This window comes from Streptomyces sp. NBC_00690, assembly GCF_036226685.1.
GTDB lineage: Bacteria > Actinomycetota > Actinomycetes > Streptomycetales > Streptomycetaceae > Streptomyces.
Genome location: NZ_CP109009.1, coordinates 5560482 through 5580475 on the forward strand (window position 1 = coordinate 5560482; position 19994 = coordinate 5580475).

Genomic DNA, 19994 nt, shown 5'->3' on the forward strand with positions numbered 1-19994 from the left:
AACACGACGGGCAACATGCTGGTTTACCGCCCCGGGACGGGCGTGCACGCCACGACGGGCGTTGCTGCGGACAGGGGAACTTCCCGTGGCGTCCGGCCCTCCGCGCCAGCGCCGCCACCGTGCCGACCACTCCTTAGCTGTCAACAGGCGCAGACACGCGCAGACACGCGCAGACACGCGCAGACACGCGCAGACACGCGCAGACACGCGCAGACACAGCCGGGACCCCGCCTTCCGCCCCCGCCCCCGCCCCCGCCCGGCATGGGGCACCCCACCGAACCCGGCACACCACAACGCACCGGTCCCGCCACTCGGACGAGCAACCCTTTCGCGGCGACCTCGTTGACAGACCGACGCACAACCCCAGCGAAAGAGCTCGTCCATGCCATTGCTCGACCGCCCGACCGCGCGCTTCCTGACCCGCCGCACACTGCTGCGCACCGCCTTCACCATCGGGGTCGTCGCGGGTACGGCCGGAGCGCTTGCGCCGATCATCGCCCGCAACCGGCCGGTACGGCCCCCGCGGCGGGGCGTCGCCAGGCCGCCCGGTCTCGAACGGTTCGCCGAGGTGTACCGGGGCCGGCACATCGAGGGCACCGCGACCGTGATGGTCCCCGTCGGCGCAGACGGTCGGGCGCGTGCGGTGCCCGTCGCCGTGCCGAGCGTCGAGGTGCGGATCGACGGCCGCCCCCTGCATGTGATGCGCCGGGCCGACGGCAGCTACCTCAGCCTGGTCAACCACTACGAGTCCTTTCCGACGCTGCGTGACGTGGCACGGGCCGCGGTCGACGATCTGGGCCCCGCACAGTTGTCGTCCACTTCGTCCCGGGGCCACTCCACCGTCCCGCAGACCCACTGAGCCCGGAGGTCCGGCACCGGTGTACACCCGCAAGAACCAGCGGAACCTGACCCGTACGGAGAAGCGGCGGCTGGTCGACGCGCTGCTGGCACTCAAACGGTCGGGACGGTACGACGAGTTCGTACGGATGCACGGGGACTTCTACGTCACCGATGCGGAGGAGGCCCCCCGGGCGGCCCATATGACGCCCTCGTTCTTCCCCTGGCACCGCGCCTTCCTCCTGGACTTCGAACGCGCCCTCCAGAAGGTCGATGCGGACGTCACCATCCCCTATTGGGACTGGACGGTCGATAACTCGCCCGCCTCGTCGCTGTGGGCGGACGACTTCCTCGGGGGCACAGGCCGGGTCGGCGACCGGCAGGTGATGACGGGCCCCTTCGCCTACGGCAACGGGAACTGGCCCATCAATTCCCGAGTGACCGACGGCAGGTACCTCACCCGCAATCTCGGCCGTCCATCCGACCCCGTCACCCTGCCCACCAAGCAGGACGTGGCCGACGCGCTCAAGGAGTCCGTCTACGACGAGGCTCCCTGGGACTCGACCGTGTCGAGCGGCTTCCGCAACCGCATCGAGGGGTGGTCCACCGACGGCATGGACGGCATGGACGCCCCGGTGCGCTGGCGCAACCACAACCGGGTCCACCGCTGGGTGGGCGGACTGATGTTGGGTGCCACCTCACCCAACGATCCGGTGTTCTGGCTGCACCACTCGTTCATCGATCTGCTCTGGCACCGCTGGCAGAAGGCACACCCGGACGCGGAGTACCTGCCACGGACCCCGCTGCCGGCGTCCGACCCCCAGGGCGGTCGGGTCTTCGCGCGCGATGAGCCGCTGCCGCCGTGGGGGACCACCACGGCGGATCTCCTGGACCACACCCGCTGGTACCGCTACGCGTAGCCGGCCGCGTCCACAGCAGGACGGAGCAAGACGGAGCAAGACCGAGGCCCCCCTTCCGCGGAAGGGGGGCCTCGGTGCTCGGGGTGTGAAACGGCTCAGTGGCCGTAGGCGTTGCCCTCGGAGGCGTTCACGCAGGTGTTGCCGAACGCGGGGTTCAGCAGAGCGATGATGTTCACGGTGTTGCCGCACAGGTTGACCGGGATGTTGACCGGCACCTGGATGGCGTTGCCGGAGATCACACCGGGGGAGTGGGTAGCGGCACCGTGCGCTCCGGCGTCGGCAACAGCCAGGCCGGCGCCACCGGCCAGGATGGCGCCCGAGCCGGCGACGACGGCAGCGGCCTTCGCGATACGCGACATCAGTTCTCCTTGCAGATCTGAACTCGGCCGCAGGACTTGCGGCCTTCACGCTGCTACAACGCCCGAACCCTTGGGCGGTAACGGATCGAAGGCAAAGTGCCCGCCCTTGGCCGTAACGAACGGTCATGAGCGGGTCCGCCCAGGTGGGCGAGGTGTCACAACGGAGGACGCCGAACCGCGCCCCGGCGGGTGCGCCGGGGCGCGGACCGGCGCTGTCGACGCGTACACGGTGACCACTCGCCCGCACGGGCGTTGCACAACACATGACCCTCTACAAGAAGGCCACCGCAGTGGCCGTCCTCGCCTGTGCGCTCGCCGTTCCGGCGGTCACCACCGCCCATGCAGCTCCCCGGACCACCGTGCAGTCGGCCGGGGAAGTCGACCGCAATCTCATCAAGCCGCCGCCCGGCGGTGTGCTCGCTCCCGTCACCGACGCAGCCGCGAAGCTCCTACCCCGCCGCTGATCAACCCTTCGGGCCCGGGACCCGGCGTACCGAACGGCCCGCCAGTGCGTCCGTGCGCACCCCGTCCTCGATCACGAACCGGCCGTCGATCAGTACGTGCGGAATGCCGACGGGCAGGGTCCGCGGGGCTTCGAAGGTCGATCCCGCGGCGACCGTCAGCGGATCGAACAGGACGAGGTCGGCGCGGTAACCCTCGCGCACCAGCCCGCGGTCCGGCAGCCGAAGCCGGGCCGCGGGGCGCGAGGTCAGATGGGCGACGGCCTCCTCCAGACCGAGGACGCCGAGTTCGCGCACGTACCGACCGAGGTAGTGCGGGAAGGTGCCGTAGGCGCGCGGATGAGGCTTGCTGCCCTGGAGGATGCCGTCGCTGCCACCGGTGTGCACCCGGTGGCGCATGATCGCGCGGACGTTCTCCTCATGGCCGACGTGCTGGAGGATGGTGGAGCCGAGCCGGTCGCCGATCAGCAGCCGCCGTGCCGTGGCCCAGGGGCTCTCCCCGTGGTCCCGGGCGCTCTGCTCGATCGTGCGGCCCACGTGGGAGGCGAACGCCGGGTCGCTGACGCCGGAGATCTCGATCGTCTCCCATTCGATCGGCACCCCGTGGCAGCCGTCGGAGCCGATCTCCTCCAGATGGTGCCGGATCCGCTCGGCAATCTCGTCGTCCATGAGCCGCGCCAGCGTCGCGTCCGGACCGCCCTCGCTCGCCCAACTGGGGAGGACGGCGACGAGCGTGGTGGAACCTGGGGTGTACGGATAGGTGTCGAGCGAGATGTCAGCCCCGGCGTCGATGGCCCCGTCGAGCAGTGCGAGCAGTTCGGCGGCCTTGCCCTTGTTCACTCCGAAGTTCATGGTGGCGTGCGCCAGATGGAGGGCGCAGCCGGCGTCCCGGGTGAGGGTGACCATCTCCTCATAGGCGCGCAGTGCTCCGGCCCCGTACGAGCGGTGGTGGGGGCAGTAGTAGCCGTCGTACTGGGCGAGGACGCGACACAGTTCGGTGAGTTCCGCGTCGGGCGCGTACATGCCGGGGGTGTAGGTCAGTCCCGAGGACATGCCGACCGCGCCCTGCTGGAGCCCTTCGGCGACGAGTTGCTTCATCCGCTTCAGCTCGGCGGGGGTCGCGGGGCGGTCGTCCCAGCCCACGACGTGCATCCGGACCGTTCCCTGGGGGACCAGGTAGGCGGCGTTGACGGCGATGCCGCGGTCGAGCCGGTCGAGGTACTCGCCGACCGTGCGCCAGTCGAAGTCCACGGACGCATCGCCCGGTCCGCCGCCGTTCCAGCCGTTGATGGCCTGGCGCACGGCCGTCAGGGTGCGGTCGTCGACCGGTGCGTAGGACAGCCCGTCCTGGCCGAGGACCTCCAGGGTGACGCCCTGGGCCGCCTTCGCCTCGTGGGCCGGGTCGCGCAGGAGCGCGAGGTCGCTGTGGGCGTGCATGTCGATGAAGCCGGGGGCGAGGGCGAGCCCGGCGGCGTCGAGCGTGCGGGGCGCGGAGAGGGCCGGGTCGCCCTCGCGGCGGATCCCGGCGATCCGCCCCTCGTGCACACCGACGTCGGCGCGGTAGGAGGGGCCGCCTGTGCCGTCGATGACACGTGTGTCACGGATGACGAGATCCATGGTTCCGGACTCCCCGGGCCTAGAAGAATGTGCGGATGTAGTCGCTGACCGTTCCGTCCGCTTCGACCAGCGGGATCAGCTGCCACTTGTCGAAGGCGGTGCAGGGGTGGGACAGACCGAGACCGATCCAGTCGCCGACCTCCAAGCGGGCCTCCGCCGTGGTGCGCAGCCAGCCGTGCTGGTCGGACAGTCCGCTGACGGTGATGCCGTCCGCCGGTCGGATCGTACCCGTGCGCCCGTCGCGCACCACCTGCGCCTCGGGCAGGTCCAGGTCGTACGCCGCGTCCCGCTTGCCCGCGTTGATGAACGCCTGCTCGGGGGAGGGGCGGGAGACCACCTGTGCCCAGAGCCGGAAAGCCGGCTGGAGCGCGCCCTCCTCGGGGACTCGGTTGAACGGCGTCAGATGGCGGTAGTGGCCGTCGTCGTGGGAGACGTACGCACCGGAGCGGAGCAGCTTCAGCACCGGGCGGGACAGTTCCGGGATCTCGGCGAACACGTCCGCGACGGCGTCGAACCAGGCGCTGCCGCCCGCACTGATCACGATCTCCTCGGTGTCGGCGAACCGCCCGGCCTTGTCGAAGTCGACGGCGAGCGCGATCATGCGCCGCAGCCAGGCGCGGACGCTCGTGCCGTCGGCGGCCGGTACTTCGCCCTCGTATCCGGCGACCCCGACCAGCCGCAGGCTCGGCGCGGCGGCGACGGCGTCCGCGACGGCCGCGCATTCGGCCTCCGTGCGCACGCCGGTGCGTGCACCCTCGCCGGCGCCGAGTTCGACCACCACTCCCAGGGGGCGGGCGGCGCCTGCCCTGGTGAGCGCTTCGTCCATCAGTTCCACGCCCCGTACGGAGTCGACGTAGCAGATGAACGTGAAGTCGGGGTCGGCGAGCTCGTCGGCGAGCCAGCACAGGGCGGCGGCGTCGACGACCTCGTTGGCGAGGAAGATGCGCTGGATGCCGTGGGCCCGGCAGACGCGGGCCTGGTGGGGCTGGGCGACCGTGATGCCCCAGGCGCCGTGCTCCAGTTGCCGGGCGAAGAGCTGCGGGGCCATCGAGGTCTTGCCGTGCGGCGCGAAGGCCAGGCCGTGGCGCTCGGAGTAGGTCTGGAGGAGGGTGAGATTGTGTTCGAGGGACTCTGCGGAGAGTGCGAGCACGGGGGTGGTGAAGCCGCCGGTGAAGAGGTTGAGGCGCTCGGACGCCAGTTCGCCGACCGTCAGGCCCACGGCGTCCGGCGGTAGCGCCTTGAACCGGTGGTCGACGCGCTCGTGCCGGAGCAGGGCGAGCTGGTCGGCGGGCATAGAGCCTCCTCATTGAGACGGCCGTTGCACTACTTGCAACAGTCATTGCGCATATTGCTCGATGTTGTCTAACATCCGGCACAGTGCCGGGTCAATGGACTCGACCGCCCCCATCCCGCGAGGAGCCCAGGGTGAGCAGCCCGACCGGAACGGCAACCGTGGCCACGACTGACGTCATCTGCCTCGGCGAGTCCATGGTCACCTTCCTGCCATCACGGCCAGGACGCCTCGCCGACGTCCCCTCCTTCGCCCGCGCCATCGGGGGCGCCGAATCCAATGTCGCCTGCGCCCTCGCGGCGGCCGGCCACCGCGTGCGATGGGTCAGCAGGGTCGGCAGGGATGGCTTCGGAGACCATCTGATCGAGGCGATCTCCTCCTACGGAGTGGACACCTCCGCCGTCGGCCGCGATCCGCGCCGACCCACCGGCATCTACTTCCGCACCGCCACCGACCGCTCCGCCGCCACCCATGAGGTCGTCTACTACCGCGCCGGCTCCGCCGCCTCCGCGATGTCCCCCGCGACCGTGCCCGCCGCGGACCTCAGCGGCGCCCGCGTACTGCATCTGTCCGGCATCACCGCCGCGCTCTCCGACGACTGCCTGGCCCTGATGCGGGAACTCACCGCGCCGCGCCCGGGCCGCCCCCTCATCTCCTTCGACATCAACCACCGCCCCGGGCTGTGGGCGGACGACCGGGGCGCCGAGGTGCTCCTGGAACTCGCCCGCGGCGCCGATCTCGTCTTCGTCGGGGAGGACGAGGCCGAGCACGCCTGGGGCCTGCGGGGGGCCCGCGCCATCCGGGACGCGCTGCCGCAGCCCGCGCTCCTGGTGGTGAAACAGGGCGGCAAGGGCGCTGTCGTCTTCGCCGCCGAGGGGGACGAGCGGCTCGCGACCATCCCCGCGACGGGACCCGAGCCCGGCAGGAAGAACCCGACCGTGCTCGCTTTCGACGGCACCACGGCCGAGCAGGGCCGCGGCAGCCCGGTGGACTCGGTCACCTTCGTCCCCGCCCCCCGGGTGGAGATCGTCGCCGCGGTCGGCGCGGGGGACGCCTTCGCCGCCGGCTTCCTCTCCGCCACCCTGCGCGGACTGCCGATCAAGGACCGCATCCGCCACGGCCATCTGATGGCCGCCGCAGCGCTCACCGTCCCCGGAGACGTCGGGCAGCCGCCCGCCACCGCCCGTGCGGACGCTCTCGTGGCACTCGACGACGCCGACTGGGAGAGACTTCGTCTCGGCCCCGGCTGGACCTCAGCCGTGGATGAGGAGGTACGCACACCATGAGCCAGACCGTTGACCGCGCCCTGAGCATCCTGCCGCTGCTCGCACAGGGGCCCGCTGACCTCGGACAGGTCGCGACGAGCCTCGGCGTACACAAGTCCACCGCACTGCGACTGCTGCGTACCCTCCACGACCATGGGCTCGTCTACCGCCAGCAGGACCAGCGCTACCGCCTCGGAGCACGGCTCCTCGCCCTGGCCCAGGAAGCGGTGGAGAATCTCGATGTACGCGAGATCGCCCATCCCCATCTCATCACTCTCAACGAGCAGATCGGGCACACCGTCCACCTCGCCGTCTACGAGGAGAGTGAAGTCCTCTACATCGACAAGGTCGAGAGCCGCTATCCCGTACGGATGTACTCCCGCATCGGGAAGCCCGTCGCGATCACCGTCGCGGCCGTCGCGAAACTCCTCCTCTCCGACCTCCCCGAGTCGGAGCGGCGCATCATCGCCGAGAAGCTCGACTACCCGATGTACACCTCCCGTTCGACGCCGAACGCCGCGGCCTTCCTCAAGGAACTCGCCGCCGTGCGCGAGCAGGGGTGGGCCACCGACCTCGGCGGCCACGAGGAGTCCATCAACTGCATCGGCGCGCCCATCCGCGGCGCCGCCGGCCGGGTCGTCGCCGCGATGTCCGTGTCCGCGCCCAATGTGGTCGTCACCGCCGAGGAACTCCTCACGCTCCTCCCGCTGGTGCGCCGCACCGCCGACACCATCAGCCGCGAGTACTCCGGCTCCGTCACGCCCCAATGAGTCCCAGCCCCGAGTCCCAGCCGAGTCCCGGCACCCCGTACGAAAGGTCCCGAAGGTAGTTCCATGACCGAGAAGATCGCGCTCACCCCCGCCACCCACACCACCCCGCCCGCCAAGTTCTCCCACGGCGTGAAGAAGGGCAACATCCTCCAGGTCGCCGGCCAGGTCGGATTCCTGCCCGCCGTCGAGGGCCAGGCGCCGACGCCCGCGGGCCCCACCCTGCGTGAGCAGACCCTCCAGACCTTCGCCAACGTCAAGGCGATCCTGGAGGAGGGCGGCGCCAGTTGGGACGACGTGATGATGACGCGCGTCTACCTGACCGACGTGGACCACTTCGCCGAGATGAACGAGATCTACAACGCGTACTTCGAGGAGCAGGGCCTCAAGGCGCCCGCCTCGGCCCGGACCACGGTGTACGTCGGGCTGCCCGCGGGGCTCCTCATCGAGATCGATGCGCTCGCCGTGCTGAGCTGATCACACCGCTGGTCGCACCCCTGATCACACCACTGGCCGTGCAGGGGCGTGCCCGAGGTGGGTCGGATGTCAGCGGGCCGGTTCGGACACCCTCCGGGCCGGCCCGCTCGTACGTACACACCCAGCCGTCGATCAGAGGGATTGCAGACACAACAGGGTCCGCAGCCGTGTCGCGTCGATGTACTCGGACGACTGCCGGCCCGGGCCCGGGGGACACATCGTGATCGGCGCACCGCTGTACTTCTCCGTCCGGGCCAGGACGACGCGCCAACTCGCACGCTCCGAGTCGCACGAGACGGCCTCGACGGACTGGAACGACGCCGCAAGGCAGTCGCCGACGTCCGTGTGCCTGGCCCGGTCGATGGGGCGGGCGGAGGAGGTGGCCGAGCTGTTGCTGCGATCGTCGGCCTTGCCGTCGGCGTCGTCGGACAGGGTCACCAACAAGACGCCGACGAGCACCAGTACGAGCGCCACCGCGCAGCCGAGCAGCCAACGGGTCCTGGGATTCAGCTCGGTGTACCGAGACGCGGCGGGTACGACGGGATAGCGACGGATCGGCGCGGGCGGTGGCGCCGGATAGTGGTGCAGCTCCACTGGCCGACGGGGCCGCGGCCGGGCTTCCGGCTCGGGCTGTTCGCCCCGGACGGGGTCTGCCGTGGGTGCTTCGGCGGGCGGCGCTTCGACGGGTGCTTCGGCGGGCGGCGCTTTGGTGGGTGCCTTCACTGCGGGCGAAGGGGCGCGGTCCACGAGGGCTCGGTGCTCTGCCGTCCGGGGGGAAAGCGCACCGGCACCGACTGCGGGCGGTACCGGGGGAGCTGAGGCGGTCGGGGGCGTCGAGGCGGTCGGGGGCGTCGAGCCAGGCGTTCGCGTGGTGGCCCGCGCCCGGCGCGGGGCGCGCGGGGCGGGCCTCGGCGCGGGACGGGCGTCCACCGCAGGTGCGGGTGGTGTCTGCGCCGGTGGTACGGGCGCCGGGCCGGCATTCGCCTGCTGCACGTCCACGGGCTTCTCGACCTGCACGACGGCTGGCTGCGCGAGGACCTCTTGTGCCACCGCTTCTTGGGCGACGGCCGTGGACGGAGCAGGCGATGTGGACCGCACCGGTGCGCTGGGAGCCCTGGTGGGGCGCGGGGGCGTGCCCTTCGCCTCCCTGCCCAGCGTCGCCGAGAGTTCCGCCCCCTGCCGCTCGTACGCCGCCATCAGCTGTGCCCAGCTCCCCGGCAGCCAGTGCCGTCCCGGCTGGGAGGCCGAGGGCGCGGCCAACTCGGTCGTGAACCGGGCCAGTAGTTCGTCCGGGCCGGGGCGCTGCGTCGGCTCCAGGGACAGACAGTGATGGACGACCTCCTCCAGGGCGGCCGGCAGACCGGTGGCGTCGATCTCCCCACGGCCGACCCTGGCCAGGAGTTGCAGCGTGTCCTCGCCCTCCGGGTAGGGCGATCGACCCACGGCGAGGTGGAACAGGGTGGCACCGAAGGAGTAGACGTCGGACGCGGCGGTGGACGGCTCGCCGCGCGCCTGCTCAGGCGAGGTGAAGGCGATCGTGCCCAGGGTCAGACTGGTGCGGGTGAGATCGGTGGCGTGCGAGATGCCGAAGTCGATGACCCGGGCCCCGGACCCGGGCAGCAGGATGTTCTGCGGCTTCACGTCCCGGTGGACTATGCCCTCCCGGTGCAGCGTGAACAGCGCCGCCGCGATCCCGGCCGCCACCCAGCACGCCGCACGCGCCGGCAGGACGCCCGCCACCCGTACCAGTTCGGCGAGCGAGGGCGCCGGAATGTAGTCGATGGCCATCCAGGGCCGCTCGGCCGAAGCGTCGGCCGCCCGGACCCGGGCGGTGTGAGCGCTGTTGATCCGCCGGGCGAGCAGGACCTCGCGGGCGAACCTGCGACGGTCGATGTCGCTGATGACCCCCTCGGCCAGGAGCGACTTCACGGCCACCAGTCCGTCGTCCGCCGTCGAGCGGGCCAGATAGACCCGGCCCATCCCACCCGCTGCGAGCCGTACGAGCAGCCGATAGGGCCCCAGTTCCGCCGGATCTTCCCCGCTGAGCGGCAACAGCCGCGCCCCCGTGCCGGTCATCCTCTCCCCCTGCCGTGATGCCGGAGTGCAGCGTACCGACCAACGGGGTTCGGGGCAGCGCCCGTTGTGTCACGGACCGGGCCGCTTTTGTGCCGGTCGGTTGAGGCGGTGCGGACACCGCGGGGGAGCGGGCACCTCGCCGTACGCCGCCGCGCCCGGACGCCTGGGGCCGCCCCCACAACGGACAGCAGCGCCACCGGAGACGGTGGCGCTGCTGTTTACGTCGTACGACCTGGGCGTGGGGTTGGACGGTGCGTACGACAGGTTCCGCCGCTGGCCCCTCTTCCGGATCGGGTCGGGTTCACCCGGCCCGCGCCGGAGAGCAAGGCCCTTGGGCTCCTCATCCGGATCGGGCCGGCTAGGGACCGACTTGATCCGAAATCAGAGTCTCCAGGTGCTACGGCAGTCCGTGGACGTGCGGGCCGACCACGCTCGACCAGGCGTTCCCGGCGGTGGCGTCCCAGTTGGTGGACCAGGTCATCGCACCGCGCAGGCCCGGGTAGGTCTTGGCCGGCTTGAAGGTGCCGCAGTTGGTGCCGCGGGCCAGGCAGTCCAGCGCGTTCTTCACGATGGTCGGGCTGACGTAGCCGCTGCCCGCACCGCGGGTGGAGGCGGGGGTGCCGAGGCCGACCTGGGAGGCGTCGAGGCCGCCTTCCAGCATGATGCAGGCCAGACCGGTGAGGAAGTCCACCGAGCCCTGCGAGTACACCTTGCCGTCACAGCCGAGCATCGCTCCGCTGTTGTAGTACTGCGTGTTGACGACGGTGAGGATGTCCTTCACGTTCAGCGCCAGCTTGAAGTACTCGGAGGCGGTGGACTGCATGTCCAGCGTCTGCGGGGCCATGGTCAGGACCATGCCCGGGCCCGCCTTGGCGGAGAGCTGCCGCAGTGCCTTCGTCAGGTACGTGGAGTTGATGCCGTGTTCGAGGTCGATGTCGACACCGTTGAAGCCGTACTCCTGCATCAGCGCGTAGGTGCTGTTGGCGAAGGCGGTCGCCGAGGCATCGCTGTTGACGGTGACGTTGCCGATCTCGCCGCCGACGGAGATGATGACCGACTTGCCCGCGGCCTTCTTCGCGGCGATGTCCGCCTTGAAGTCGGCGGGCGATGCGTAGCCGACGGCCGGGCTCAGGTTGAAGACGATCTCACCCGGCGTTGTGGTGGCATCGGCGAAGGCCACGGCGATGATGTCGTACTCGGACTGCACGTCGCGGAGCTTCTGCACGGTCGCGCCGTTGTTGAAGTTCTGCCAGTAGCCGGTCACCGCGTGCTTGGGCACGTTCGGGTTGGGCTCCACCGAACCCTTGGACGTACGTCCGGCGACGTTGGCCGTGCGGCCGGACTCGCCGGCGCCGTTGGTCGCCGTCACCTGGAACTGGTACAGCGTGTCCTGGGTGAGCCCGGTCACATTGGCCGATGTGCCGGTCGCCGACTGGACCTTGGTGCCGTCGCGGTAGACGTTGTAGCCGGTGGCACCGGCGGTCGCGGTCCAGTTCAGGGCCACGGACGAGGGGGTCACGGCGCCGACTGCGAGCCCGGTGGGCGTGGGGGGAACCACGGGCTCCTCGGTACCGCCACCGCCGTCGGGGCCGTACACGTTCACATCGTCCACCTGGTAGGCGGGAGTGCCGTACCAGCCGTGGGTGTACACCGTGACGGACGTGGTGCTCGCACCCGTACGGAAGGTGGTGTTCAACTGGGTCCAACCGGTGGAGCCGGGGCTCCACGTCGACACGTCGGTGGTGCCGGTGCCGCTGGCTCCCAGGTAGGTGTGCCCGCCCTGGACCCAGGCGCTGAGCGCATAGGTCGAGTTGGGCTTCACCGTGACGGTCTGGGTGCACTTGGCATTGTCGTGCCCGGCAGGCGTCGCCTTGAGGGCGGAGGCCCCGGTGCGCACCGGCGTCGACACATTGGCGCCGGAGGCGCCGGAGCAGGTCCAGTTGGAGAGTCCTGACTCAAAGCCGGCGTTCTTGGCGACGTTGACGTCGGCTGCCTGTGCGGTTCCCGTGGTGCCCACGATGGCCACGCCGGCGCCGACGGCGAGCGCCAGCACACCGCCAAGCCATCTTTTTTTGCGCGTGAAGGGTTCCACTTGCTGCCTCCAGGTGGGGGAGTTGGGGGGATGGAGGAAGAAAAGAGGTACGTACGGTGGCCACCGTTGTTGCCCGTAAAGCTGGTCCAGACCAATAGGCTTGTCAAGTCCTCTGACGCTGATTCGTCCTACGACGTGGTCATCGCTTTTCGGCCACAGCGGAGCGTAGACCCCCTGACGGGTCTGATGGGGCGGGATGGTGGATCGTCAGCTTTTCGCCCCCTTTGGTGTGTGCGGAGCGTGCACGGACTGGGGCTGTGAGTTCAAGAAGGTGTTCTCTGCCGTCAAAGTCGCAGATAAAGTGCTGGTGCAGGAGCAGCGAGTACGTATCTGCGGTCACGGGAGCCCCCGGCGGCCGGAGCCGAACGGGGAACCAGCGTGCCGACCGCAATAGCTGTCACCAGCGCAGATCTGGTGCTACCGGCGATGGACCAGCACACGCCCACGGCGGCTCTCCTCGCCGCGCCGCAGGACCAGCCGCTCGACGCGGCACTCGCCGACATGACCGTACTGCTGGAGCAGCACGGTTCGGTGATCGCGATCTATCCGTCGACGATCGGCCTCGCCCACGAGCGGCGACTGCACACCGTGCGGTCCGTGCTGGAGAGCAATCGCATCGCCCTGCTGAAGCTGGATCTCCCGCCGCTGGCGATCGGCGTCCTCGTGCGCCAACTGAGGCAGTTGTCGATCTGCGACTTCGGCGCGGGGATCGTCGCATCCGCGGCCCGGCTGCTGTCGCACTACATCTACGCGGGCGCCCAGTTGAACTCGGTGGCCAGGCTCGACCGGGTGCCGGTCAGTCTGAAGTCCCATGCGAAGTCCTGGGTTCCCGGCTCGCAGTTCGGGGTACTGGCCAATCCTCGTCCGGAATTGATCAGGATCGGGACGGGGGAGCTTTCCGGTCCAGACTTCGCCACCCGGCTGGTCGTCGCCAAAGGACAGTTGCAGTCTGAATGGATCAGCGAGACGCTGATCCCGCAATGGCGCACGCAGAGTTTGGAGGAGAACGACTTGCCGGCGGACTCGCCCGGTTGGTGGGGCACCGGCAAGCTCATTGAATTCGCGGCCTTCCTGCCGGACATCTCCATCCTCTACCAACTGGTCTCGTCCGTACGGAGAGAGGTGTGCACCTGGTGCGGAATTGACATCATCGGCGATCGCTGCGGATTCTGTTCGGCGTTGCTCGCCGTCGCCGAAGGTCAGGGTCGGGATTCCCGGGTACTGAACCATGGAACAGTCGCGCACCGCGGTTCGTGAGTCGGGTGCCGGCGGGTTCGCCCACGCCCCGGCCGAGCCGCCCCCACCGGGTGCGGCCGTCCCGTGCGGCTCGGTGCGCAGGGCCCAGCGGCGCTCCCACCGTGACCAAAGACCCGTCCGTTCGCCTTCGCCACGGCGGTTCGTACCCCTCGGGTGGCCACCCGTAGGACCGCGACCGCCGACGGTGGGACGTCCGACGGGCCTGCGATCCACACCCACCGATCCGGGTCGCAAGGGATCGCGCATCCGCCCCACTGCGGCGCGCAACCCGCTTCCTGTCGTACGTCCCACTCTGTCCGCTCCGTCAGCCCATGATCTGCGAACGAGGTCGTCCAACCAATGAATTCACGCCAACGCCGTGGCGTTCTCCTCCTGCTCCTTTCGGTGCTGTGCGCCCTCGCCGCGTTCGCCGGCGTGATCTCCGTGATCAACAATGTGAATTCGAAGGTCGGTCCAGAGGCCACGGCGTACGAGCTGAAGACGGATGTGTCTCCCTATACGGCTCTGAAGCCCGCTCAGTTCACCAAGGTGCGGATACCGCAGCGTTGGCTGCCGAGCAGCGCGGTATCGGAACTGTCGGTGCTGCGCGGAAAGATCGCCGTCACCCAGCTGCGCAAGGGGTCCCTGCTCCAGGAGGACATGATCGTCAAGCGGCCCGAACTGGCCGCGGGCGAACAGGAGATCGCCATCATGATCGACGCGGCCACCGGGGTCGCGGGCAAGATCACCCCCGGTGATCTGGTCAATATCTTCGCGACCTTCGCCGGCAAGGAGAAGGGCGATCCGGACCAGTCCCGGATCATCGTTCCCAACGCCAAGGTCATCGACGTCGGCAGGCTGACCCCGCTGGAGCGCAAGGAAGGCGATCGCGGCAGCACCGCCCGTGAGGCCGTGCCCATCACCTTCGCGCTCAACACCACGGACGCCCAGCGTCTGGCGTACGCGGAGTCCTTCGCCGAAAACGTGCGGCTCGCCCTCCTTGCCAAGGGCAGCCCGGCCACCTTGCGCCCCGGGGACAGCACGTACACCCTCGGCGAAGACAAGAACAGGTGAGGGCTGTATGACCATACGCATCCTCCCGGCCGTCGGTGATCTCGACGCGGCCCGGTCCATCACCACCCTGCTCGGCCAGCTACCGGAGACGGAACCAGCAAATCCGGTAGCGGACTCGACCTCACTGCTCGATCTGCTGGCCCGGCTCGCCGCCGAGTCGATCGACGAACTGCCCGAGGTCGTCCTGGTCCATGAGCGGATCGGACCCGTGCCCGCACTGGAACTGATCCGGGAGGTGGCACTGCGCTTCCCCGCCGTCGGCGTCATCCTGGTCACGGTCGACGCGACCCCCGGCCTGTACTCGGCGGCCATGGACTCCGGAGCCCGCGGACTGATCGGCTTCCCCCTCTCGTACGAGGAACTGGCCCAGCGGGTCCAAGCGGCGGCGGGCTGGTCCACCGGGGTGCGACGCCACCTGGGACACGGCGCTGATGTGTTCACCGGACCCGGCGGCACGGTCGTCACCGTCAGCGGAGCCAAGGGCGGGGTCGGCGCGACCGTGACCGCGGTCCAGCTCGCCCTGGCCGCCCAGGCGTCCGGCCGGTCCGTGGCCCTGGCCGACCTCGATCTCCAGGCCGGCGACATCGCCTCCTACCTCGACGTCCAGTTCCGGCGCTCCATCGTCGACCTCGCGGGCATCCAGGACATCTCGCCCCGGGTGCTCCAGGACGCGGTCTTCGCCCACCACACCGGGCTGGGGCTGCTCCTCGCGCCCACCGACGGCGAACGCGGCGAGGAGGTGGACGACCGGGCCGTACGCCAGATCGTCAGCGTCCTGCGCCACCGCTACGACGTGGTCATCGTCGACTGCGGTACGCAGATGAACAGCGCGAACGCCGCCGCCATCGAAATGGCCGATACCACCTTGCTGGTGACCACGCCCGACGTGATCGCCGTCCGCGCGGCCAAGCGCATGATCAGGCTCTGGGACCGGCTTCAGATCCGCAAGGCCGAGGAGACGGTGGCGGTGGTCAACCGGTACAGCCGTTCCACCGAGATCCAACCCCCGCTGATCGAGAAGATCACCGGCACCCGCATCGCCCGGACGACCGTCCCCGCCGGCTTCAAGGAACTCCAGCCCGTCGTCGACGCCGGCCGGATGCAGGACCTGGAGGCCAAGTCCGCGGTGAAGCAGGCCCTGTGGCAACTCGCGGCCGAACTCTCGCTCGTCGCGGTGGCGGAGGGGGAGCAGCGTCAGGGGAAGTTCCGCGGCGATCGGGGCTCGATCGGGCTGCGAAGGACACGATCACGATGACCGGCGGCCGGGCAGCGCTGCCGGGAGGCCCATCGGCGGCGGACAGGTCGGGCTCTGGGCGGACCGTGGAGTCCCCCCGCGTCGATGGGACCGACGAAGGCTGCCCGCAGACCACCGACGCCCGCACATGGAACGTCCGACGACGCCTCGGTGACGACCGGGGGCAGGCCGCGGTCGAGTTCACCGGCACGATCCCGCTCATCCTGGTCACCATCGTCCTGATGTGGCAGGCCGCCCTGACGGGCTACACCTTCGTCCTCGCCGGGAACGCGGCGGACGAAGCCGTCCGTGCCGGGGTCGTCGGCGGGGACGGCGCGTGCCAGGCGGCGGGGGAAGCCCATCTACCGTCGGCCTGGCAGGGCTCCGGCTTCTCCTGTGGCGATTCGGGGGACTACTACCGGGCCACCGTGGACCTCGACGTCCCCCTGCTCTTCCCCGGAGTGAGCTTCTCGGTCACCGTTCCCGGCGAAGCCGCAGCCCCCCGGGAGGACGAGCCATGAGCCGACAGCGCCAGCGCCGACGGGAGCGCGGACAGGCCGCGGTCGAGTACGCGGGCGTGATAGCCCTGCTGCTGTTCGTCGCCCTCGCCGCCATCCAACTCGGCGTCGCCGCCTACGCCGCCCAGCAGGCGGGCACCGCCGCCCGCGCCGGAGCCCGTGCGGCCTCCATGCCTGACGGAGACGGTCAAGCAGGTCGCGCGGCGACTGCGGCCGTCAGCGAATGGCTCAGGCCGAGAACCGAATCGGGCAGCTGCGGTGTGGAGGTCACCGTCGAGGTGACGGTCGACATCCCCCAGGTCCTGCCGATCTTCGACTTCGGCAGCGCCCACCGGAGCGTCACCATGCCCTGCGACTGAAGGGAGGGCCGGGCCGGCCACGCACACACCGGGGGACACAGCACCAAGCGGGGAGTTGGGGAGATGGCGACATGAGTCTGCGGGCACGCATCAACAGTCCCGAGCCGGTCAACGGCCACGGGGAGGAGAACCGACTCGTCGGCGTCTACCGGGCCAAGCTCCTGGAGGAGATAGACCTCGCCGAAATGTCCTCGCTCGCCGCAGCCGACCGGCGGATACGGCTGGAGCGGGTCCTCGGTCACATCATCAGCCGCGAGGGCCCCGTGCTCTCCACCGCTGAGCGCTCCCAGCTGATCCGACGCGTCGTGGACGAGGCGCTGGGCCTCGGCATCCTCGAACCGCTCCTCGAAGACGCCTCCATCAGCGAAATCATGGTCAACGGCCATGACCAGGTCTATGTCGAGCGCGCCGGGCGGTTGGAGATGCTGCCGCTGCGCTTCTCGTCCAACGAACAGCTGATGCAGACCATCGAGCGGATCGTTTCCACCGTCAACCGACGGGTCGACGAGGCGAATCCCATGGTCGACGCCCGCCTCCCCTCGGGCGAACGGGTGAACGTCATCATTCCGCCGCTCTCCCTCAGCGGCCCCATCCTCACCATCCGACGCTTCCCGCGCGCCTTCACCCTGCAAGAGATGATCGCCATCGGCTCCCTCGACGAGCAGATGACCCTGCTGCTCGCCGGACTGGTGCGCGCCAAGTTCAATGTGATCGTCTCCGGGGCCACCGGTACCGGCAAGACCACCCTCCTCAACTCCCTCTCCGGTCTCATCCCCGAGGGCGAGCGCATCGTCACCATCGAGGACTCCGCCGAACTGCAACTCCAGCAGCCGCACGTGATCACGCTGGAGAGCCGGCCCCCCAATGTGGAGGGCAAGGGACGGATCACCATCCGTGACCTCGTCCGCAACTCCCTGCGCATGCGACCCGACCGGATCATCGTGGGTGAGGTCCGCGGCGGTGAGACCCTCGACATGCTCCAGGCCATGTCCACCGGCCACGACGGCTCACTCGCCACCGTCCACGCCAACAGCGCCGAGGACGCGCTGATGCGGCTCCAGACCCTGGCGTCCATGGCCGAGGTGGAGATCCCCTTCGCGGCGATCAAGGACCAGATCAACAGTGCCGTGGACGTCATCGTCCAACTCACCCGGCACGCCGACGGCTCCCGACGCGTCACCGAGGTCGCCGTCGTCGACTCCCACGGGCGCGAGGACTACCGCATCGTCTCCGTCTGTCGCTTCCACGCCCGCCCCATGGCCGCCGACGGTCGGATCCACGGCGAGTTCGGCTACTACCCCGTGCCCCGTCGGATCGCCGAACGCCTCTACATGAAGAACGAGACGCTCCCCGCGGTCTTCGGTGTCGCCGACCGCGACGACCAACTCGCCGTACGGAGAACCGTCCTATGACCGGCCCCTGACCGCCGCCGTCCACCCCGACCGCCCCCCAATCCCGGTGGTACGGCCCGCACACCCGCCGTACCACCGAAAGCACCAGGCCCGCCCACCGCCAGCCCACCGAAAAGGCCCGCCCGACATGGACAACCTCCCGCTACTGACGACCGGAGTGGCCCTGCTCGCCGGTGTGCTCGGAGTCATCGGCGTACACGCCTACTCCTCGGGCAGGGCCCAACAACAGGCGCTGGTCGAACGCATGACCCAGACCGGTGGTGCTCTCGGCCGGTCGGGCCGCAAACGCCGCTTCGGCGGCTTCGACCGCCGACTGCGCACCACCGGACTCGGCCGTCGCATCGAACGCAAGATCGCGGCGACCGGACTGGACCTGACCACCGGCGAGTACATGGTCTACGTGATCGCCGTACTGCTGGCCGTCTACTTCGTCATCGGCGCGATCCTGGCCCCCTTCTTCGGCCTGATCGCCGCCGTCGCCAGCATCTGGGGCGCCAACGCCTTCCTCAACTGGCAGCGCACCAAGCGCACCGAGGCGTTCATCGGTCAGCTGCCCGAGTTCACCCGCGTACTCGCCAACGCCACCCAGGCGGGCCTCGCCCTGCGCACCGCGCTCGCCATGGCCGCCGAGGAACTCGACGAGCCCGCGGGCCATGAACTGGGCATCGTCGCCGACCAACTCGCCGTGGGCCAGAGCCTGGACGACGCCCTCGGGGAACTCGCCGACCGGCTCCCGTCCCGCGAACTGATGGTCCTCGTCACCACCCTGATCCTGGCCAACCGGGCGGGCGGCCAGGTCGTCACCTCGCTGCGGAACCTGACCGAGTCACTGGAGGAGCGCAAGGAGACCCGACGGGAGGTCACCACCGTGCTCTCCCAGATCAAGGTCACCGCCATCGCCGTCCCCCTCCTCGGGCTGGGCTTCCTGCTGATGATCAACAGCATGACACCGGGCGCACTCGACAAGATGACCAGCTCGGTGACCGGCCAGGCAGCCACCCTGCTCGCCGTCGGGCTCTATGTACTGGGCGCCTTCCTGATCCGCCGCGTCTCGCGGATCCAGGTCTGAGAGGACACACATGGGACTGCTGCTCGCTCTGCTGCTCGCCCTCTCGGTGTACGGGGTCTTCCACGGCATCCGCATGTACCGCGCGGACGCCAAGCTTCCAGGCGACCTCCAACTCGCCCTGGAAGTCGGCGCCACCCGCACCACCGCGGTCGGCTCGGTCATCGACAGGCTCGGTATCCGGTACGCGCCCGCGATCCTCCGCACGATGGGCCCCACGCGCGTCGACGCCCTGCGCCGACGCCTGGACATGGCCGGAAACCCGGGCGGCATGACCGTCGACCGGTATGCCGCCCGCCGCGCCGTCTATGGATTCCTCGGTGTGCTGGCCGCCCTCTCCATGCTGGCGCGCGGCCAGTTCGTCCTGGCGACCCTGCTCTTCGTCTACGGGCTGTTCTGGACGGACGTCATCATCAAGGCGGCCATCCGGCGCCGCCGCGCCGATATCGAGCGCACGCTGCCCGACTTCCTCGACGTCCTGGCCGTCGTCGTCTCGGCCGGACTCGGCTTCCGGCAGGCCCTGGAGCGCGTCGCGGAGAAGTACCAGGGGCCCTGGGCCGATGAACTGCGCATCACCCTGCGCCAGATGGACATGGGCGTCAGCCGTCGTGACGCCTTCGACCAACTGAGGAAGCGCAATGACTCCGACCAGGTGTCCAAGTTCGTCACCGCGCTCCAGCAGGGCGAGGAACTCGGTGCGCCGATCGTCGAGACCCTCATCCAGATCGCGACCGACATGCGCCGCACGGACGCCCAGAACGCCCGCCGCAACGCGGCCCGTGCGGTACCCAAATCCACCCTCGTCGTCACCCTGATCATGCTGCCGGCCACGATGATCCTGATCGTGATGAGCTTCTACTACGGCTCCGGAGTGGACCTCGCCGAAGTCCTGGGCGGCTGATCCGACCGCCCAGCGCACGCTCCCCAGACAGT

General features: G+C 69.8%; 19 protein-coding genes. 14 read left to right on the top strand and 5 right to left on the bottom strand.

Annotation, left to right across the window (positions count from 1 at the left end; all coding sequences use genetic code 11):
* Nucleotides 1-382: 382 nt before the first annotated feature.
* Together OID54_RS24525 and OID54_RS24530 are read left to right on the top strand one after the other, a co-directional pair.
* The gene (locus OID54_RS24525) at nt 383-859 is read left to right on the top strand and encodes a tyrosinase family oxidase copper chaperone (RefSeq protein WP_329022802.1); all 477 of its coding nucleotides are present in this window, start codon (nt 383-385) and stop codon (nt 857-859) included.
* 19 nt (nt 860-878) lie between these two features.
* A complete protein-coding gene (locus tag OID54_RS24530; protein ID WP_329022804.1) occupies nt 879-1757 on the top strand; it encodes a tyrosinase family protein in 879 nt (292 codons plus the stop codon).
* A 95-nt stretch (nt 1758-1852) separates the two neighbouring features.
* On the opposite strand, the gene OID54_RS24535 is transcribed toward OID54_RS24530, so the two are convergent.
* Entirely contained in the window at nt 1853-2116 is a 264-nt protein-coding gene (locus OID54_RS24535) for a chaplin (protein ID WP_329022807.1), read from the bottom strand.
* Between the two features lie 263 nt (nt 2117-2379).
* On the opposite strand from OID54_RS24535, the gene OID54_RS24540 reads away from it, so the two are divergent.
* Nucleotides 2380-2580: a hypothetical protein gene (locus tag OID54_RS24540; protein ID WP_329022808.1), complete on the top strand. Its 201-nt coding sequence runs from the start codon at nt 2380-2382 to the stop codon at nt 2578-2580.
* Here the strand turns inward: OID54_RS24540 and OID54_RS24545 are convergent, their stop codons facing one another.
* Both OID54_RS24545 and OID54_RS24550 read right to left on the bottom strand, forming a co-directional pair.
* On the bottom strand, nt 2581-4194 hold the full coding sequence (locus OID54_RS24545) for an N-acyl-D-amino-acid deacylase family protein (RefSeq protein WP_329022809.1): 1614 nt from the start codon (nt 4192-4194) through the stop codon (nt 2581-2583). It abuts the gene before it with no gap.
* 19 nt (nt 4195-4213) lie between these two features.
* The gene (locus tag OID54_RS24550) at nt 4214-5488 is read right to left on the bottom strand and encodes an amino acid deaminase (RefSeq protein ID WP_329022811.1); all 1275 of its coding nucleotides are present in this window, start codon (nt 5486-5488) and stop codon (nt 4214-4216) included.
* Between the two features lie 131 nt (nt 5489-5619).
* On the opposite strand from OID54_RS24550, the gene OID54_RS24555 reads away from it, so the two are divergent.
* From OID54_RS24555 to OID54_RS24565, 3 genes are all read left to right on the top strand, one after another.
* Nucleotides 5620-6771 (top strand): sugar kinase, encoded by a 1152-nt coding sequence (locus tag OID54_RS24555; protein WP_329022813.1) that lies wholly within the window; start codon nt 5620-5622, stop codon nt 6769-6771.
* Nucleotides 6768-7520: an IclR family transcriptional regulator gene (locus OID54_RS24560; protein WP_329022814.1), complete on the top strand. Its 753-nt coding sequence runs from the start codon at nt 6768-6770 to the stop codon at nt 7518-7520. The genes OID54_RS24555 and OID54_RS24560 overlap by 4 nt, the downstream gene beginning before the upstream one ends.
* A gap of 63 nt (nt 7521-7583) precedes the next feature.
* Complete coding sequence (locus tag OID54_RS24565; protein ID WP_329022815.1) at nt 7584-7994, top strand: RidA family protein; 411 nt, start codon at nt 7584-7586, stop codon at nt 7992-7994.
* 132 nt (nt 7995-8126) lie between these two features.
* Here OID54_RS24565 and OID54_RS24570 read toward each other — a convergent pair whose 3' ends face one another.
* Both OID54_RS24570 and OID54_RS24575 read right to left on the bottom strand, forming a co-directional pair.
* Nucleotides 8127-10070: a serine/threonine-protein kinase gene (locus OID54_RS24570; protein WP_329022816.1), complete on the bottom strand. Its 1944-nt coding sequence runs from the start codon at nt 10068-10070 to the stop codon at nt 8127-8129.
* Nucleotides 10071-10467: 397 nt separating this feature from the next.
* Nucleotides 10468-12162, bottom strand: a complete 1695-nt coding sequence (locus tag OID54_RS24575; RefSeq protein ID WP_329022818.1) for a chitinase — start codon at nt 12160-12162, stop codon at nt 10468-10470.
* A gap of 378 nt (nt 12163-12540) precedes the next feature.
* On the opposite strand from OID54_RS24575, the gene OID54_RS24580 reads away from it, so the two are divergent.
* From OID54_RS24580 to OID54_RS24615, 8 genes are all read left to right on the top strand, one after another.
* Entirely contained in the window at nt 12541-13419 is an 879-nt protein-coding gene (locus OID54_RS24580) for a hypothetical protein (protein WP_443055670.1), read from the top strand.
* A 339-nt stretch (nt 13420-13758) separates the two neighbouring features.
* On the top strand, nt 13759-14472 hold the full coding sequence (cpaB, locus tag OID54_RS24585) for a Flp pilus assembly protein CpaB (protein ID WP_329022819.1): 714 nt from the start codon (nt 13759-13761) through the stop codon (nt 14470-14472).
* 7 nt (nt 14473-14479) lie between these two features.
* A complete protein-coding gene (locus OID54_RS24590) occupies nt 14480-15727 on the top strand; it encodes an AAA family ATPase (protein WP_329022821.1) in 1248 nt (415 codons plus the stop codon).
* The gene (locus OID54_RS24595) at nt 15724-16227 is read left to right on the top strand and encodes a TadE/TadG family type IV pilus assembly protein (protein WP_329022823.1); all 504 of its coding nucleotides are present in this window, start codon (nt 15724-15726) and stop codon (nt 16225-16227) included. Before OID54_RS24590 ends, OID54_RS24595 begins: the two co-directional genes overlap by 4 nt.
* Nucleotides 16224-16583 carry a TadE/TadG family type IV pilus assembly protein gene (locus tag OID54_RS24600; protein ID WP_329022825.1) on the top strand — a complete coding sequence of 120 codons (360 nt, stop codon included), beginning with the start codon at nt 16224-16226 and terminating at the stop codon, nt 16581-16583. Before OID54_RS24595 ends, OID54_RS24600 begins: the two co-directional genes overlap by 4 nt.
* A gap of 71 nt (nt 16584-16654) precedes the next feature.
* Nucleotides 16655-17995, top strand: a complete 1341-nt coding sequence (locus OID54_RS24605) for a CpaF family protein (RefSeq protein WP_329022827.1) — start codon at nt 16655-16657, stop codon at nt 17993-17995.
* 127 nt (nt 17996-18122) lie between these two features.
* Complete coding sequence (locus OID54_RS24610; protein ID WP_329022828.1) at nt 18123-19064, top strand: type II secretion system F family protein; 942 nt, start codon at nt 18123-18125, stop codon at nt 19062-19064.
* A gap of 10 nt (nt 19065-19074) precedes the next feature.
* Nucleotides 19075-19962, top strand: a complete 888-nt coding sequence (locus OID54_RS24615) for a DUF5936 domain-containing protein (RefSeq protein WP_329022830.1) — start codon at nt 19075-19077, stop codon at nt 19960-19962.
* Nucleotides 19963-19994: the final 32 nt, after the last annotated feature.

What these genes read in the sequence shown, in the direction of transcription:
- OID54_RS24525 (WP_329022802.1), top strand. Translation starts at nt 383, where the DNA reads ATGCCATTGCTCGACCGCCCGACCGCGCGCTTCCTGACCCGCCGCACA.
- OID54_RS24535 (WP_329022807.1), bottom strand. Translation starts at nt 2,116, where the DNA reads ATGTCGCGTATCGCGAAGGCCGCTGCCGTCGTCGCCGGCTCGGGCGCC.
- OID54_RS24540 (WP_329022808.1), top strand. Translation starts at nt 2,380, where the DNA reads ATGACCCTCTACAAGAAGGCCACCGCAGTGGCCGTCCTCGCCTGTGCG.
- OID54_RS24545 (WP_329022809.1), bottom strand. Translation starts at nt 4,194, where the DNA reads ATGGATCTCGTCATCCGTGACACACGTGTCATCGACGGCACAGGCGGC.
- OID54_RS24550 (WP_329022811.1), bottom strand. Translation starts at nt 5,488, where the DNA reads ATGCCCGCCGACCAGCTCGCCCTGCTCCGGCACGAGCGCGTCGACCAC.
- OID54_RS24560 (WP_329022814.1), top strand. Translation starts at nt 6,768, where the DNA reads ATGAGCCAGACCGTTGACCGCGCCCTGAGCATCCTGCCGCTGCTCGCA.
- OID54_RS24565 (WP_329022815.1), top strand. Translation starts at nt 7,584, where the DNA reads ATGACCGAGAAGATCGCGCTCACCCCCGCCACCCACACCACCCCGCCC.
- OID54_RS24570 (WP_329022816.1), bottom strand. Translation starts at nt 10,070, where the DNA reads ATGACCGGCACGGGGGCGCGGCTGTTGCCGCTCAGCGGGGAAGATCCG.
- cpaB (WP_329022819.1), top strand. Translation starts at nt 13,759, where the DNA reads ATGAATTCACGCCAACGCCGTGGCGTTCTCCTCCTGCTCCTTTCGGTG.
- OID54_RS24590 (WP_329022821.1), top strand. Translation starts at nt 14,480, where the DNA reads ATGACCATACGCATCCTCCCGGCCGTCGGTGATCTCGACGCGGCCCGG.
- OID54_RS24595 (WP_329022823.1), top strand. Translation starts at nt 15,724, where the DNA reads ATGACCGGCGGCCGGGCAGCGCTGCCGGGAGGCCCATCGGCGGCGGAC.
- OID54_RS24600 (WP_329022825.1), top strand. Translation starts at nt 16,224, where the DNA reads ATGAGCCGACAGCGCCAGCGCCGACGGGAGCGCGGACAGGCCGCGGTC.
- OID54_RS24605 (WP_329022827.1), top strand. Translation starts at nt 16,655, where the DNA reads ATGAGTCTGCGGGCACGCATCAACAGTCCCGAGCCGGTCAACGGCCAC.
- OID54_RS24610 (WP_329022828.1), top strand. Translation starts at nt 18,123, where the DNA reads ATGGACAACCTCCCGCTACTGACGACCGGAGTGGCCCTGCTCGCCGGT.
- OID54_RS24615 (WP_329022830.1), top strand. Translation starts at nt 19,075, where the DNA reads ATGGGACTGCTGCTCGCTCTGCTGCTCGCCCTCTCGGTGTACGGGGTC.